Raw genomic sequence first — 14763 nt, forward strand, 5'->3', positions numbered from 1 at the left:
CGATAGTACCGAGAGCCCTCCGCAACCGCTTAGCTCGGCTGCCCGTCGTGGCGGGAAAGCAGCGCGCGGAATCCTGAAGGGTCTGGATCGACGTCCTGTGATAGCTCCCCCTGGGGCGCTTCCTCCGCTTCGCCGAGCCTCCCGGCAAGTCCAGAGACCCGGTCGAGCGGGCGCACCATGAGGTCCGCTAGCTCCTCGGCGGCGCGTTCTATGCGTTTGTCATTGCGCGCGCCTTCTGCAGTGCCAAAGTCTTCCGTGGCCTGGAAGATCCCGGTGGGGACCACTGTGGCATGCAGGTAGTTAAGCAGCGGGCGCAGAGCATAGTCGAGCACAAGCGCGTGCCGGCTCGAGCCGCCAGTGGCAGCGATGAGCGTGGGCAGTCCCTCCAGTGAATGCGGCTCTAAAGTGTCGAAGAACATCTTGAACAAACCCGAATAACTGCCCTGGAACACCGGGCTGACGGCGATGAGACCGTCCGCCTTGGTCACAGCAGTCTGTGCGGCATGGAGGCGGGGTGTGGGTGAAACCCAGTTGGTCATGGCTTCTGCCAACTCTCCGGCAAGCTCGCGCAGCTCGACGACGGTCACGTCGACGCCTTCACCTCGGGCACTAACGCGGGCGGTGGTGGCGGCGGAGAGGGCGTCGCCAAGCGCACGCGTCGAGGAGGGTGATGAGAGTCCAGCCGTAACGAGTACGAGAGAGCGCAACTACTTCTCCTCTCCAGGGTTGACCAGCGCGTGCGGGGCATAAGCGCCGAGCGTGGCATGGGTGGGCGGGTCAGAAGGTACATGATCTGGGCGGCGTTCCTCAAAGCGGCGGCGAAGCTCGGGCACCACCTGGGTACTAAGGATTTCGATTTGCTCGAGCACCACCTCCTGAGGCAGTCCAGCGTGGTCGATGAGGAAGAGCTGGCGCTGGTAATCACCCACCCAATCTGCGAACTGTAATGTGCGCTCCACTACCTGTTCTACGGTGCCTACGGTGAGCGGGGTCTGTGCCGTGAACTCCTCCAAGGAGGGGCCATGACCGTACACCGGGGCACTGTCGAAGTAGGGGCGGAAGAAGTCCTTTGCCTGCTGCTCCGTGGGCGCGATGAAGACATGCCCGCCGAGGCCCACGATGGCCTGGTCGGCGCGGCCGTGGCCATAGGACTCGTAGCGATTGCGGTAGAGGTTCACCATCTTCGCGGTGTGCTCCTTGTTCCAGAAGATGTTGTTGTGGAAGAAGCCATCGCCGTAAAAAGCTGCCTGTTCCGCAATCTGTGGGGAGCGAATGGAGCCGTGCCAGACAAAGGGTGGGATGCCATCGAGAGGCGCGGGCGTGGAAGTAAAACCCTGCAGCGGGGTGCGGAACTTTCCTTGCCAGGACACGACGGGTTCGCGCCAGAGGCGGCGCAGCAAGTGGTAGTTCTCCACTGCGAGGGGAATGCCCTCACGGATGTCCTTGCCAAACCACGGGTAAACCGGGCCGGTGTTGCCGCGGCCTAGTATGAGGTCGACGCGCCCATCTGCCAGGTGCTGGAGGAATGCGTAGTCCTCGGCGAGGCGAACAGGGTCGTTGGTAGTGATCAGCGTGGTGGCAGTGGAGAGTTGAAGGTTCTTAGTCTGTGCCGCAATGTATGCCAGGTGGGTGGTGGGTGCCGAGGGCACAAAGGGTGGGTTGTGGTGCTCGCCGGTGGCGAAGACGTCGAGGCCCACCTCTTCTGCTTTGAGGGCAATCTCCGTGATAGCGCGGATGCGCTCGGCCTCGGTGGGGGTGCGTCCGGTGGTCGGGTCCTGGGTGACATCGCCGATGCTAAAGACTCCAAATTGCATGACATCCTCCTTTCTATGTCATGTCAACAAGGTTAGGGAGGGGAGTTATTCCCATTCGACTGCAGCAACCAATGTCGCGAGGTCGGCAGGCGTAGCAATGGATACCGGGCGCTGGGAAGGTTTGCCGTGCTCGGTGAGGAGGACCGCGCCGGGGTGGGTGCCGTCTGCCGCAGGGTCGGTGAGGGCGTCGATGACCTCTTGCGCGCTGGCGGTGCGGGGCAGGAACTCTGCGCGGTCCTTGCGCTCTGCGAATTCCAGCACAGTGCTAATCGACGCCGCGTTAATCACACCGTCGTCACCGAGATCTGCCGCAACCCATCGGGCAATGACGTTGGTGGTGAGAAGCGCCTGGTAAGTCCCAGACTCATAGATTGGGATCTGGGAATAGCCGGTCGTGTCAATAAGCTTCAAGGCCTCCATGATCGGGGTGTCAGGGGCAAGGGTGGTCACGTTACGGCTAGCGAGCAGAGCCTGCGCTGTGGGTGGATCCGTGAGCAGGCGTTGCAGGTTTTCGAGCTGCTTGATGACGTGAGGGTGTGGGGTAGCGATGGGCTCACCGCTGAAGTAGCGGCCATGGGCGATGGCGTTGCGGAGGTTGCTAAAGTCCTTCAGCTGTTCTGCTTGGCGCTTGCTTAAAAGGTGTTTGTCGTGGGCGCGATCAACAATCCACCAGAAAGAATCAGAGTTCTTTGCCCCGATAGCTTGGCGGAGGAACTGCTCAATGTCATTAAAAGCGGAAAAGAATCTGGCCAGGGAGTTGTCGCTCATGCCGCCTAAGTGTACGGGTTCTCGGATATGTGCTTAAGGCTCAAGCGATAAGAAAAATCTCGCCGTGAGCAACCCCGGTGGTCGGGGAAACTCACGGCGAGAATGCGGTATGCGCGATGCGTTGACCTTTAGAAGACGACGCGCAGGATGGCCACCGTCGCCGCAGCGATGGCGGCGGCCGCCGGAAGGGTGATGACCCATGCCAAAGCGATGGGCTTCATCAACTTCCAGTTGGCGGCGTGGTTCACAATGCCGACACCAAGGACGGCACCGATGAGGATGTGGGTAGAGGACACCGGCAGGCCCAAGAGGGAAGCAGCCATGACGACGGCAGCAGCGGCCAGCTCGGCAGCGAAACCGGAGGAGGGGTGCATTTGAGTGAGGCCAGAACCCACGGTCTGGATGACGAAGCGGCCGATGAACCAAAGGCCGGAAACCAAGGCGATGCCCATGGCTACCATGACCGGCAGCGGCACGGAAACTTCATCGGAGATCTGGTTGGTCTGCAAGACATCGAAGACTGCAGCGAAGGGGCCGATGGCGTTGGCGATGTCATTGGAACCGTGCGAGAACGCAAAGGCGGAGGCGGTGAAGACCTGCATCCACGAGAAGAGGAGGAAGGTAGAGCGCTTCAGGGACTTTTTCTTCAGGGAGCGGGCAAAGATGAAGACGGCCATCCAGACTATGGCTCCAACCATGCCCATGACTAGGAAAGTTTCTAGGGCGGTGACATCGATGCCGGTGTGCTTCAGGCCCTTGAAGAGCAACATCGCGGAGATGATCACGGCACCCAGAGCTGCGAGCAGTGGAACCCAGTTCTCGAGCGCGCGGTGTGCATTGACATCCTCGAGATCCTTGTTGAGGTTGTGCAGATCGCGGTAGTAGTCGGACTCGAGAGCCTCTGGGTCGTAGTCCTCTTCGGCGGTAAGGGCGGCGTCGCGAGCCATCGCATTTGTATAGGAGATCTGCTGCAGCTCGTTCATGCGCTCGAAGCGGGTTTTGTGTTCCTTGCGCAGCTCGGCGCGGCGAAGTTTGATGTCACGCAGGCGTTCGTCCGCGGCGTCGTTGTACACCAAGATGGAAGACTTGATCCACTTGAAAAGGAGGTATGCGGCAATACCGCCGAGAACCGGAGAAAGCACCCAGGAGAAAGCGATTGTGCCGATTCCGCCCCATTGCACCATGTCCATGCCGCCCTTGCCGGTGATGAAGCCGACGGTCAGAGCGGCGCCGACGATGCCGCCGACGATGGAGTGGGTGGTAGAAACCGGCCAGCCCATGCGGGTGGCTACCAAAAGCCAGATGGCAGCGCCGAGGAGTGACGCCATCATGATGTAGACAAATTCCATCGGGTCGAGGCCATCGATGGCATCGAGGTCCACGATTCCGGAGCGGACCGTATCAGTCACCTCGCCGCCGGCGAGGATGGCTCCGGATACCTCAAAGACCGCCGCGACAGCGAGGGCCTGCTTCATGGAGAGGGTTCCCGCGCCCACGGAGGTACCGAAGGAGTTGGCGACGTCATTGCCGCCAATGTTGAAGGCCATAAAGACAGCGAAGATAATTGCTGTAACAAGGACTACCTTGTTGGTTCCCTCAGCAACTTCTCCGTTGCCCCAAATGATGAAAAAGATCAGGGTGACAGCCGTGATGGCGCCGAAGAACAGGTGCCAAATCCAGTCCTTGTTCTTGCCATTCATCGACTCAAGATCAGGCATCGTCGGCGTGGCGGTGCTCAAAACGTCGTTCCTTTCATGAAGAGAACGCTGCGTGATGAGACAGCGTGAGCAGGCCGCGGGCGGGGCGCATTCGGCGTTGGCGCGGGCAGCACCATACCTACCGCGGTGCAGGTGATAATGACATCACGCGCAGTTCTTTTATGCTTTTAAAGACAGAGCGGAACCCACCACGAACCGGCGGGAACTTGACTACCTTAAAGCATTAAGGTGTACGGCAGGTAAACACCTGGTGTATGTGAATCTAATTTGGGCTAATGTGGCACATTTGGGGGTGGTGCGACCTTGGGGTGGGCGCTTCTTAAGACCCTAAGACTTGTAAACCTCACGGCCCAAGGTGTCGCACTGCTCCATTTTGCCGGAATTATAACCGGCGAGGAACGACTGCGCGCGGTCTTCGGAAGAGCCATGCGTCCACGTATCGGGGCGTACTTCGCCGCCTGAGCGGCGCTGAATGTTGTCATCGCCCACGGCGCGTGCAGTGTTGACGGCATCAGTCACCTGCTGCTCGGTAATGGTTTCGAGCAGGGCATCGTCACCCTTGTCGGCGTAGTGCGCCCACAGGCCGGCATAGCAATCGGCTTGCAGCTCAATCTTCACCGCGTTGGAATCCTCGCCGGGTTCGTTGTAATTCGACAGGCTGAGAGTTCCTTCCAGCTTTTGAATGTGGTGGCCGAATTCGTGGGCCACGATATACATCTGGGCTAGCGGGGCATTCTCACCGCCGAAATTGCGGAGCTGGTCGAAGAAGGCGGTGTCGAAGTAGGCCGACTCATCCGCCGGGCAATAGAACGGGCCCGTGGCGCCCGAAGCCTGACCGCAGCCAGACATGGTGGTGTTGTTGAAGATGACGCGGCCCGGTTCGACGTACTTGATGCCAGCCTGATCCGGCAACTGCTGGGCCCAGACCTTGTCCACGGACTGGGCTGCAAACATGACGCGGCAATCGTCATACTTGTTGCCGTCTTCAGCGGTTTGGCAGTGCGCAAACGCGTCCTCCCCGCTTTCTTCGGGGCCGACCTGGGCCTGGTCGGCCTGGGGATCGCTTCCGGTGATGGCGCCGGGATCGCCGCCGAGAAGGAGATAGAGGCCGATGAGAAGGAGTGAACCAATGCCGCCGCCGGTAGCGATCATGCCGCCGCGGCCTCCACCGCCGGAGCTTGCTCGCTTACCATCAAAATTGGCGCCAGATTTAAAAGTCATGCTCCAGATTTTGCCACATGCTGGTGGTGGTGTCTGCTCGATAGTGGGTGCACCGCCATGCGCGCGGTGCTCACCCTAGCGCTGAGCAAGTCCGGTGCGGGCGGTAGACTTGGGCCGTTCAAGTACTTGCATCCCTCGGCGCGTGCTGTCTACGCGTGGCGTGAGTGGGTGTGAGCGTCAACGATGAGAAGGGATTGAACGAGAGTGCTGCGTACACATTTGGCAGGCGAACTGCGCAAGGAGTTGGCGGGGGAGACCGTCACCCTGACGGGGTGGGTCGCACGCCGTCGCGACCACGGTGGTGTTATCTTCATTGACCTGCGTGACCGCTCCGGCGTTGCCCAGGTTGTTTTCCGCGAGACCGAGGTAGCTGAGCGCGCCCACGATCTGCGTTCCGAGTACTGCGTCAAGGTCACTGGCGTCGTGGAGCCCCGCCCGGAGGGCTCGGCCAACCCGAACCTGGCCTCCGGCGAGATTGAGGTCAACGTCACGGACCTGGAGGTACTCAACAAGTCCGCAGCGCTGCCGTTCCAGATTGATGATCCGTCCTCCTCCGGTGAGGTCGGTGAGGAGACCCGCTTGAAGTACCGCTACCTGGATCTGCGCCGTGAACGCCAGCATGAGGCACTGCGCCTGCGCTCGGCCGCGAACCGCGCTGCCCGCCAGGTCCTGGACAGCCACGATTTCACTGAGATCGAAACCCCGACCCTGACTCGCTCCACCCCGGAGGGCGCCCGTGACTTCCTCGTGCCGGCGCGCCTGAAGCCGGGCAGCTGGTACGCACTCCCGCAGTCCCCGCAGCTGTTCAAGCAGCTGCTCATGGTCGCCGGAATGGAGCGCTACTACCAGATCGCTCGCTGCTACCGCGATGAGGACTTCCGCGCTGACCGCCAGCCGGAGTTTACGCAGCTCGACGTCGAAATGTCCTTCGTGGACCAGGATGATGTCATTGCTCTGGCAGAAGAGATCGTCTCCGCCCTGTGGAAGCTCATCGGCTACGAAATCAAGACCCCCATCCCGCGCATGACCTATGCCGATGCCATGAAGTACTACGGTTCCGACAAGCCGGACCTGCGCTTCGACATCAAGATCGTGGAGTGCACGGACTTCTTCAAGGACACCACCTTCCGCGTCTTCCAGAACGAATACGTCGGTGCCGTCGTCATGGAAGGCGGAGCCTCCCAGCCGCGCCGCCAGTTCGATGCATGGCAGGAGTGGGCAAAGCAGCGCGGTGCGAAGGGCCTGGCCTACATCACCGTTGCCGAGGACGGCACCTTGGGTGGCCCGGTGGCCAAGAACATCACGGATGCCGAGCGCGAGGGTATTGCCGCCCACGTCGGCGCCAAGCCGGGCGATGCCATCTTCTTCGCTGCCGGCGAGACCAAGGCTTCCCGTGCGCTGCTGGGCGCAGCTCGCGGTGAGATTGCGAAGAAGCTCGACCTCATCAAGGACGGCGACTGGGCCTTCACCTGGGTCGTCGACGCACCGCTCTTCGAGCCCTCCGCCGATGCCACCGCCTCGGGTGACGTGGCTTTGGGCCACTCCAAGTGGACTGCAGTCCACCACGCCTTCACTTCGCCGAAGCCGGAGTACCTGGATAACTTTGACCAGAATCCGGGAGAGGCCCTGGCTTATGCCTACGACATTGTCTGCAATGGCAATGAGATTGGCGGCGGTTCCATCCGTATCCACGACCAGGATGTGCAGAAGCGCGTCTTCGACGTCATGGGCATCGGCGAAGAAGAAGCGCAGGAGAAGTTCGGCTTCCTGCTCGACGCCTTCCAGTTCGGTGCTCCGCCACACGGCGGCATCGCTTTCGGCTGGGATCGCATCGTCTCCCTGCTGGGTGGATTCGAATCGATCCGCGATGTCATCGCCTTCCCGAAGTCCGGTGGCGGCGTCGACCCGCTGACCGATGCCCCCGGCACCATCCCCGCCGCGCAGCGCAAGGAGACCGGTGTGGACTTCAAGCCGGAGAAGGCTGCGAAGGCAGCCCAGGGTGAAAAGGCTGGGAAGGAGTCCTAAAGGCCCCACACCATGGGTGTACCTCATTGGGTCGACAACAAGTGGAAGCAGGCAAGCAAGTGAATCCGACGGGACACGAGTCCATGAATAATTCTGTGGCTGATGCCGTGGTAGCAGAAGCCTCACAGATGATTTCGCGGCGCTATGGCGGGGAGCCTGAGCTGAGTGACGTTGAGCAACTCACCGGCTCGGGCAATGCCGTGGTACTTCGTGCTCGGACGACTCCCAGCGCCTTCTTCCCGCATCGTTCGGTCGTCATCAAGTACAACCCGGTCACCGGGCACACTATTGATGACGCCGCGCTTCTCCGTGAAGTGGTGGCCTATCAGTTCACCACGGCGCTGTCTGAGGAGGTTCGTCCAGGACCTGTGTTGCTCGCACACGACGTGGACAAGCGCATTCTCGTGCTGTCCGACGCCGGCGAAGGCGACACCCTGGCGGACACCCTTGCGCGCAGCGGTGATGAAGACCGCGGCGAGCTGCTCAGGGCTCTGGGCAGCGCGTTGGGCAAAATGCATGCTGGGACCGCCGGGCGCGAAGAAGACTATGACGCCCTGCTCAAGCGCCAGTTACGTCGGCATCCCGAATACGCTGAGCACCAGGCATTGCGCGATGATTCCTTGCAGAGCTCCATTCTGATTGGTGCGGACATCCTCAGTGAGGCAGGACTGGAACCGCCGGAACACGTCCGCACATTGGCCCGTGCCGCCATGCAGAGTCTGAGTTCTGGCCGCAACCGCGCTTTTACTCCCTTCGACCTGTCCCCAGACAACATCATCGTCGGCTCAACGCTGACCTTCTTGGACTATGAGTGGGCCGGTTTCCGCAACGTCGGCTTTGACGTGGCCTGCGTGGTGGCCGGCTTCCCGCAGTTTCTTTTCTCTCGGCCGATCACTGATGCCGAGGCGGGGCTTTTCATCCATGCCTGGCAGCGCCGCATTGTCGATGTCTGGCCGCAGCTCGCCGATGAGAAGACGCTGCACGAGTTGCTCGTGTCCTGCCTCATTGGTTGGGCTCTGTCGAGCGTGACCACGATGTACGCCGGCGGGATCGAAGGGGTTGTCGCGTTGGCGGAGGGCAACGCTGAGATCTACCGTGACCCGCACCGTTCTCTGCTTCGGCGATCCGACCATGGTCCGTTCAGCGAGGATGAAATACTGATTCGGCGCGATCTTTATGAGACCTTCGAAGCGCTGTCGCGGTTTGCCGCGCAATGTAGCAATGACGGGTGCTCCGCGGTCGCCGAGTTCGGGCGAGCCGTGGCCTCTCGACTCCAGGAGTCCTGATGGGGCAGGAGTCACTCTTCGGCGATGACCAGTCAGCGCCAAGCCTGCCGGGTGGCCCCGATATGTTTGCAACCCACCCCGGTTCGCCGCTGGCCGCGCGCATGCGGCCGCAAAGCCTCGACGAAGTGGTGGGGCAGAAGCACCTCCTGGAGCCGGGAACCCCGCTGCGTAGGCTGGTGGAAGGCTCAGGCGAGGCCTCCGTCATCCTGTACGGGCCGCCGGGAACCGGAAAGACGACGCTGGCCTCACTCATCGCATCTTCCTTGGGAGATAACTTCATTGGGCTTTCCGCCCTAGACTCCGGCGTGAAGCAGGTTCGAGAGGTGATCTCCCATGCCCGCCGTGAGCTGATTCAAGGGCGCCGCACCGTGCTGTTCATCGATGAGGTGCACCGCTTCTCCAAGACTCAGCAGGACGCGCTGCTCGCGGCCGTCGAAAATCGCACCGTGCTGCTCGTGGCCGCCACTACCGAAAACCCTTCCTTTTCCGTCGTGGCGCCGTTGCTCTCGCGTTCCTTGTTGCTGCACTTGGAGCCGCTGGACGACGCCTCCCTGCGCACCCTCGCCGAGCGCGCATTGACCAGCGAGCGGGGATTGGCGGGAAGGATCACCGCAACGGACGATGCTCTAGACCAGCTGGTGCTGCTCGCCGGGGGCGATGCTCGGCGCACACTGACCTATCTTGAGGCGGCGGCCGAGGCAGTGCCCGATGGCGGTGAACTCACCGTTGAGGTTCTCAAAGAAAACGTCAATCGCGCGGTGGTGCGCTATGACCGCGACGGCGACCAGCATTATGACGTGGTCTCCGCGTTTATTAAGTCCATCCGCGGTTCCGACGTGGATGCCGCGCTGCATTACCTGGCCCGCATGATCGAGGCAGGCGAAGACCCGCGTTTCATCGCCCGCCGGCTTATCGTGCATGCCTCCGAAGACATCGGAATGGCTGATCCCACCGCGCTGCCCACTACCGTGGCCGCAGCGGAGGCCGCGGCCCTTATCGGATTACCCGAGGCGCGTATTCCGCTGGCTCAGGCGACAATCCATCTCGCTACGGCACCGAAATCCAATTCCGTTATCAACGCCATCAACGCGGCCCAGGCCGACGTTCGTGCCGGCAAGAGCGGGCATGTGCCCGCGCACCTGCGCGACGGCCATTATGAGGGAGCGAAACGCTTGGGCAATGCGGTGGGCTATCAATACCCGCATGATGATCCGCGCGGTGTACTGTCCCAGCAGTACTTGCCCGAAACGCTTGCGGATGCAGAGTATTATCACCCCACCGACCATGGCGCGGAAAAGCGTGTGCGCGAGTACCTGGGAAGGCTGCGGGACATCATCCGGGGGCGGCGTCGCTAAGCACAGCACCGGACGGGTAAAGTTGAGCGCTGACTAGAAACCATTCAACAGTGAAGGAATTTTGCTCGTGAAGACTCATGAGATCCGGGAACGCTTTACCCAGCACTTCGTCAAGGCCGGCCACGAGGCCGTCCCCAGCGCGTCGCTGATCCTGGATGACCCGAACCTGCTCTTCGTTAACGCCGGCATGGTTCCCTTCAAGCCCTACTTCCTGGGCCAGCAGAACCCGCCTTTTGCTAACGGCACGGCGACCTCTATCCAGAAGTGCGTGCGCACCTTGGACATCGAGGAAGTGGGCATCACCACCCGTCACAATACCTTCTTCCAGATGGCAGGCAACTTCTCCTTTGGCCAGTATTTTAAGGAAGGCGCTATTAGCCACGCCTGGAACCTGCTGACCACCTCCGTCGACGAAGGCGGTTTGGGCCTCGACCCGGAGCGTTTGTGGGTCACGGTCTACCTCGACGATGATGAGGCAGCCGATATTTGGCACAACAAGATCGGCGTGCCTACCGAGCGTATCCAGCGCCTCGGCATGGAAGACAACTACTGGTCCATGGGTATTCCCGGGCCGTGCGGTCCGTGCTCTGAGATCTACTATGACCGCGGGCCGGAATATGGCCAGGATGGTGGCCCGATTGCGGATGATAACCGCTACATGGAGATCTGGAACTTGGTCTTCATGCAGAACGAGCGCGGCGAAGGCATCGGCAAGGGCAACTTCGAGATCGTGGGCGAGCTGCCCAAGAAGAACATTGATACCGGCATGGGCATCGAGCGCGTGGCCTGCATCCTGCAGGGCGTGGACAACGTCTACGAGACGGACCTGCTGCGCCCGGTCATCGACGTAGCCGAGGAGCTTACCGGTGCGAAGTACGTTCCGGATGCTCCGAAGGAAGACCTCATTCGCTTCCGCGTGGTGGCGGACCACTCGCGTACCGGCATGATGCTCATTTTGGACGGCGTTACCCCCGGTAACGAGGGTCGCGGCTACATTCTGCGTCGCTTGCTGCGCCGCATCATCCGCTCCGCCAAGCTGCTTGGCGCGAAGGGTGAGACCATGGAGCGTTTCATGAACACCATCATGGACACCATGACCCCGTCCTACCCGGAGATCGCCGACAACCGCGAGCGTATCCTGCGCGTTGCCGTGGCGGAGGAGAAGGCCTTCCTGAAGACGCTGGAGTCAGGCACCAAGCTTTTCGACGAAGCCGTGGAGGAACTGAAGAGCACCTCTCGTGCGGCCACCCCGAAGGTCCTCTCCGGCGAGAAGGCTTTTGAGCTGCACGATACCTATGGTTTCCCCATCGACCTGACCTTGGAGATGGCTCAGGAAGCCGGTTTGACCGTAGACATGGAAGGCTTCGACGCCGCCATGGGCGAGCAGCGCCGCCGCGCCAAGGCCGATAACCAGGCCAAGAAGCATGGTCACGCAGACTTGTCTCTGTACCGCGATTGGGTGGATAACCACCCGACGTTGTTCACGGGCTATGAGACCCTGGAATCTGAGGCCAAGGTCATCGGCCTTGTGCGCGATGGTCAGAAGGTAACCGAGGTCGAGGCAGGAGATACCGTCGAGGTAATCCTGGACCAGTCGCCGCTTTATGCTGAAGCCGGTGGCCAGACCGCCGACCATGGTCGAATCTTCGCGGGCGAGACCCTCCTTGAGGTCAACGATGTGCAGAAGATTGGCAAGAAGCTGTGGGTGCACAAGGCTACGGTGACCGCCGGTGGGCTTGAGTTGGGCAACGGCGTGACGGCTGCCGTCGATGAACAATGGCGCCACGGCGCCGTGCAGGCGCACTCGGCGACGCACCTTATCCACGCAGCCCTGCGCCAAGTGCTAGGCCCGACTGCAGTCCAGGCTGGTTCCTTGAACCGACCCGGCTACCTGCGCTTTGACTTCAACTACACCGACCAGCTCACCCAGGAGCAGCTCGATGAGATCGCTTTGGTGACGAACCAGGCGGTGGACCAGCACTTCCCGGTCAATACCATCGAGACGTCTTTGGAGAAGGCCAAGGAGATGGGCGCGATGGCCCTCTTTGGTGAGAACTACGGTTCCGAGGTCCGTGTCGTGGAGATGGGCGGCCCGTTCTCCATCGAGCTCTGCGGTGGTACGCACGTGAAGAACACTGCAGAAATCGGCCCGGTCTCTGTCCTCGGTGAATCCTCCGTGGGCTCGGGCGCGCGCCGTATCGAGGCTTATTCGGGCCTGGATGCATTCCGCTACTACTCGAAGGAGACCGCCCTTGTGGAGGGTGTCTCCCGCGAGCTCAAGGTCCAAACTGAGGATCTTCCGGAGCGCATCGCGCAGCTGACGGAAAAGCTCAAAGCCGCTGAGAAGCAGATTGCGGAGCTGCACAAGGCCCAGCTCATGTCGCAGACCGCGGAGATGATTTCTGGTGCGACCACCGTTAATGACTTCACCCTCGTATCGGTCAAACTTCCTAACGGAGTAAACGGCGGTGATCTGCGCACGTTGGCCTCGGATATCAAGAACCGTCTCGGTGATGTCGCCGGTGTGGTTGTCCTGGCATCGGAGAACGAGGGCGGCAAGCTCCCGTTCATCGTTGGCGCCACTAAGCCTGCCGTCGAGCGCGGCGTCAAGGCTGGTGACTTCGTCAAGGTTATTTCTGGCTATGTTGACGGCAAGGGCGGCGGAAAGCCCGATATGGCTCAAGGTTCCGGCGCCAACGCTGAAGGTCTCCAGCAGGCCTTCGACGCCGTCCGTGATGAGCTCGAAGCCCACTAACGAACGCGCCCTAGTTGGCGTGCAGTTGTAGCTGACTCGCAGAATCAGGAGGAGCACGATGGCCGTAGAGCCCGACAAACCAGGCGTGGACGATCCCGGCCCGGGGCGCCGTTTGGGCCTCGACGTCGGTACCGTCCGCATCGGCGTGGCGGTCTCTGACCGGGACGCGCGCTTGGCCATGCCGGTCGAAACCGTCCGGCGTGAGACCGGGTTTAAAGACCGTGACAAGGGTGATATCGACCGCCTGCTTGAGCTGATTTACGAGTATGACGTGGTTGAGGTAGCCGTTGGTTTGCCGCGTGATCTCAAGGGCAATGGTTCATCAAGTGTTAAACATGCCAAGGAAATCGCGTTTCGTATCCGCCGCCGCTTGGCAAAAGATGACAGGATGAAAGAACCTCCGCCCGTGCGTATGGTGGATGAACGCCTTACTACCGTGGTCGCCTCCTCCGCATTGCGGGCCTCTGGCGTATCAGAGAAGCGAGGTCGCTCGGTGATTGACCAAGCAGCCGCGGTGGAAATTTTGCAATCCTGGCTGGATGCGCGCCATTTCGCGTTGAACGGCCACAGCCCTTCAAACGTAGGAGACGAAGTACGTGAGCCGTAAACCTTCACGCATCGGACGCTCGATGGAACCCCAATATGTCAAGCGCCGTCAGCGCGGCATGGCCGTGCTCATTGCGAGCTTGGTCCTGATCATCGGTGGACTTGGCTACATTGGTTTCCGCCTGTTGGGAGGGGGCAGCACCTTGGACTATGAGGGGCAGGGCAATGGAGTAACCCAGCTTGTTCAGGTTCCGGAGGGCTCGTCGATGAGCGAACTGGCACCTGAATTGGCGGAGAAGAACGTGGTGAAGACGCCCGAGGCTTTCTCTTCTGCAGCCAACTCGAATCCGCGCGCGAGCCAAATCAAGCCTGGTTTCTACCGCCTTCAGGAGGAGATGAGCGCGAAGTCTGCCGTCGAAGCGCTGCTTGATGAGGGCAACATGGTTGACCTCCTCGACGTGCAGGGCGGAGCTACGCTTCTCGACGTCAACGTGGTCGGCGGTGATGTCCGCTACGGTATTTACTCGCTGATTTCTCAGGTCTCCTGCAAGGAAGGCGAATGCGTATCCGCCGAGGAGCTGGAGAAGATCGCGGCCACGGTGGATCCTGCCGAGCTGGGTGCGCCGGATTGGGCATTGGAGGAAATTCGTGCCCGCGGTGAGGACCCCAAGCGTATTGAGGGCCTTATCGCTCCGGGCCAGTACGTCCTCGATCCGAACATGGACGCCCAGGAGATCCTGACGGATCTCATCACACGTTCGACGAAGAAGTACAACGACACCAATATCGTTGACCGCGCCCAGGCAATTGGCCTCAAGCCCTACGAGCTTCTTACTGCAGCTTCGCTGGTGGAGCGCGAGTCCCCGGCCGGTGAGTTCGACAAGGTCGCCCGTGTAATCCTCAACCGCCTTGATGAGCCGATGCGCCTCGAGCTGGACTCCACGGTCAACTATGGCCTCGAGGATGTTGAGCTGGCCACTACCGATGAGGATCGCCACCGCGAGACTCCTTGGAATACCTACGCGAAGGATGGTCTCCCAGACTCGCCGATTGCTTCTCCTTCGGAGGAAGCCATCGGGGCCATGGAGAACCCGGCGGAGGGCAACTGGCTCTTCTTCGTCACCGTCGATGACAAGGGCACCACGGTGTTTACCGATAATTACGACGAGCACCTCGCCAACGTCGATGACGCTGTTCGCTCCGGCATCCTTGACAGCCAGCGCGAAGGCGCTGGCGAGCCGCCGGCCGGCGAGCCACCGGCTGAGGAGCAGTAAC

The 14763-nt window shown here is 61.1% G+C and carries 11 protein-coding genes; 6 read left to right on the plus strand and 5 right to left on the minus strand.

From position 1 onward, the window contains the following. Nucleotides 1-29: 29 nt before the first annotated feature. The 5 genes from HMPREF2967_RS09995 to HMPREF2967_RS10015 form a co-directional block, all read right to left on the minus strand. Nucleotides 30-707 (minus strand): FMN reductase, encoded by a 678-nt coding sequence (locus HMPREF2967_RS09995; RefSeq protein WP_070596724.1) that lies wholly within the window; start codon nucleotides 705-707, stop codon nucleotides 30-32. Further along, the gene (locus HMPREF2967_RS10000) at nucleotides 708-1814 is read right to left on the minus strand and encodes an LLM class flavin-dependent oxidoreductase (protein ID WP_070686279.1); all 1107 of its coding nucleotides are present in this window, start codon (nucleotides 1812-1814) and stop codon (nucleotides 708-710) included. Between the two features lie 45 nt (nucleotides 1815-1859). Then, nucleotides 1860-2582 carry a CBS domain-containing protein gene (locus HMPREF2967_RS10005; RefSeq protein WP_070686281.1) on the minus strand — a complete coding sequence of 241 codons (723 nt, stop codon included), beginning with the start codon at nucleotides 2580-2582 and terminating at the stop codon, nucleotides 1860-1862. 128 nt (nucleotides 2583-2710) lie between these two features. Next, the gene (locus HMPREF2967_RS10010; RefSeq protein WP_198531047.1) at nucleotides 2711-4300 is read right to left on the minus strand and encodes an inorganic phosphate transporter; all 1590 of its coding nucleotides are present in this window, start codon (nucleotides 4298-4300) and stop codon (nucleotides 2711-2713) included. A 327-nt stretch (nucleotides 4301-4627) separates the two neighbouring features. Further along, nucleotides 4628-5521 (minus strand): KPN_02809 family neutral zinc metallopeptidase, encoded by an 894-nt coding sequence (locus HMPREF2967_RS10015; protein ID WP_070686285.1) that lies wholly within the window; start codon nucleotides 5519-5521, stop codon nucleotides 4628-4630. A gap of 204 nt (nucleotides 5522-5725) precedes the next feature. On the opposite strand from HMPREF2967_RS10015, the gene aspS reads away from it, so the two are divergent. From aspS to mltG, 6 genes are all read left to right on the plus strand, one after another. Then, nucleotides 5726-7546: an aspartate--tRNA ligase gene (gene aspS / locus HMPREF2967_RS10020; RefSeq protein WP_070563035.1), complete on the plus strand. Its 1821-nt coding sequence runs from the start codon at nucleotides 5726-5728 to the stop codon at nucleotides 7544-7546. Between the two features lie 83 nt (nucleotides 7547-7629). Then, on the plus strand, nucleotides 7630-8832 hold the full coding sequence (locus HMPREF2967_RS10025; RefSeq protein WP_070686329.1) for a phosphotransferase family protein: 1203 nt from the start codon (nucleotides 7630-7632) through the stop codon (nucleotides 8830-8832). Then, nucleotides 8832-10187 carry a replication-associated recombination protein A gene (locus HMPREF2967_RS10030; RefSeq protein ID WP_070686287.1) on the plus strand — a complete coding sequence of 452 codons (1356 nt, stop codon included), beginning with the start codon at nucleotides 8832-8834 and terminating at the stop codon, nucleotides 10185-10187. The genes HMPREF2967_RS10025 and HMPREF2967_RS10030 overlap by 1 nt, the downstream gene beginning before the upstream one ends. 67 nt (nucleotides 10188-10254) lie before the next feature. Continuing rightward, nucleotides 10255-12942, plus strand: coding sequence for an alanine--tRNA ligase (gene alaS, locus HMPREF2967_RS10035; RefSeq protein ID WP_070686289.1), 2688 nt, complete (start codon nucleotides 10255-10257; stop codon nucleotides 12940-12942). A gap of 58 nt (nucleotides 12943-13000) precedes the next feature. Further along, nucleotides 13001-13549, plus strand: coding sequence for a Holliday junction resolvase RuvX (gene ruvX, locus HMPREF2967_RS10040; RefSeq protein ID WP_070529855.1), 549 nt, complete (start codon nucleotides 13001-13003; stop codon nucleotides 13547-13549). A gap of 22 nt (nucleotides 13550-13571) precedes the next feature. Then, nucleotides 13572-14762, plus strand: coding sequence for an endolytic transglycosylase MltG (gene mltG, locus HMPREF2967_RS10045; RefSeq protein WP_070686291.1), 1191 nt, complete (start codon nucleotides 13572-13574; stop codon nucleotides 14760-14762). Nucleotide 14763 lies beyond the last annotated feature (1 nt).

It is taken from the genome of Corynebacterium sp. HMSC059E07 (assembly GCF_001814395.1).
Lineage (GTDB): Bacteria > Actinomycetota > Actinomycetes > Mycobacteriales > Mycobacteriaceae > Corynebacterium > Corynebacterium hesseae.

Excerpts from the sequence above, each read along its gene's own strand:
- HMPREF2967_RS10030 (WP_070686287.1), top strand. The coding sequence starts at position 8,832 with ATGGGGCAGGAGTCACTCTTCGGCGATGACCAGTCAGCGCCAAGCCTG.
- ruvX (WP_070529855.1), top strand. The coding sequence starts at position 13,001 with ATGGCCGTAGAGCCCGACAAACCAGGCGTGGACGATCCCGGCCCGGGG.
- HMPREF2967_RS10010 (WP_198531047.1), bottom strand. The coding sequence starts at position 4,300 with ATGCCTGATCTTGAGTCGATGAATGGCAAGAACAAGGACTGGATTTGG.
- HMPREF2967_RS10005 (WP_070686281.1), bottom strand. The coding sequence starts at position 2,582 with ATGAGCGACAACTCCCTGGCCAGATTCTTTTCCGCTTTTAATGACATT.
- HMPREF2967_RS10025 (WP_070686329.1), top strand. The coding sequence starts at position 7,630 with ATGAATAATTCTGTGGCTGATGCCGTGGTAGCAGAAGCCTCACAGATG.
- mltG (WP_070686291.1), top strand. The coding sequence starts at position 13,572 with ATGGAACCCCAATATGTCAAGCGCCGTCAGCGCGGCATGGCCGTGCTC.
- HMPREF2967_RS10015 (WP_070686285.1), bottom strand. The coding sequence starts at position 5,521 with ATGACTTTTAAATCTGGCGCCAATTTTGATGGTAAGCGAGCAAGCTCC.
- HMPREF2967_RS10000 (WP_070686279.1), bottom strand. The coding sequence starts at position 1,814 with ATGCAATTTGGAGTCTTTAGCATCGGCGATGTCACCCAGGACCCGACC.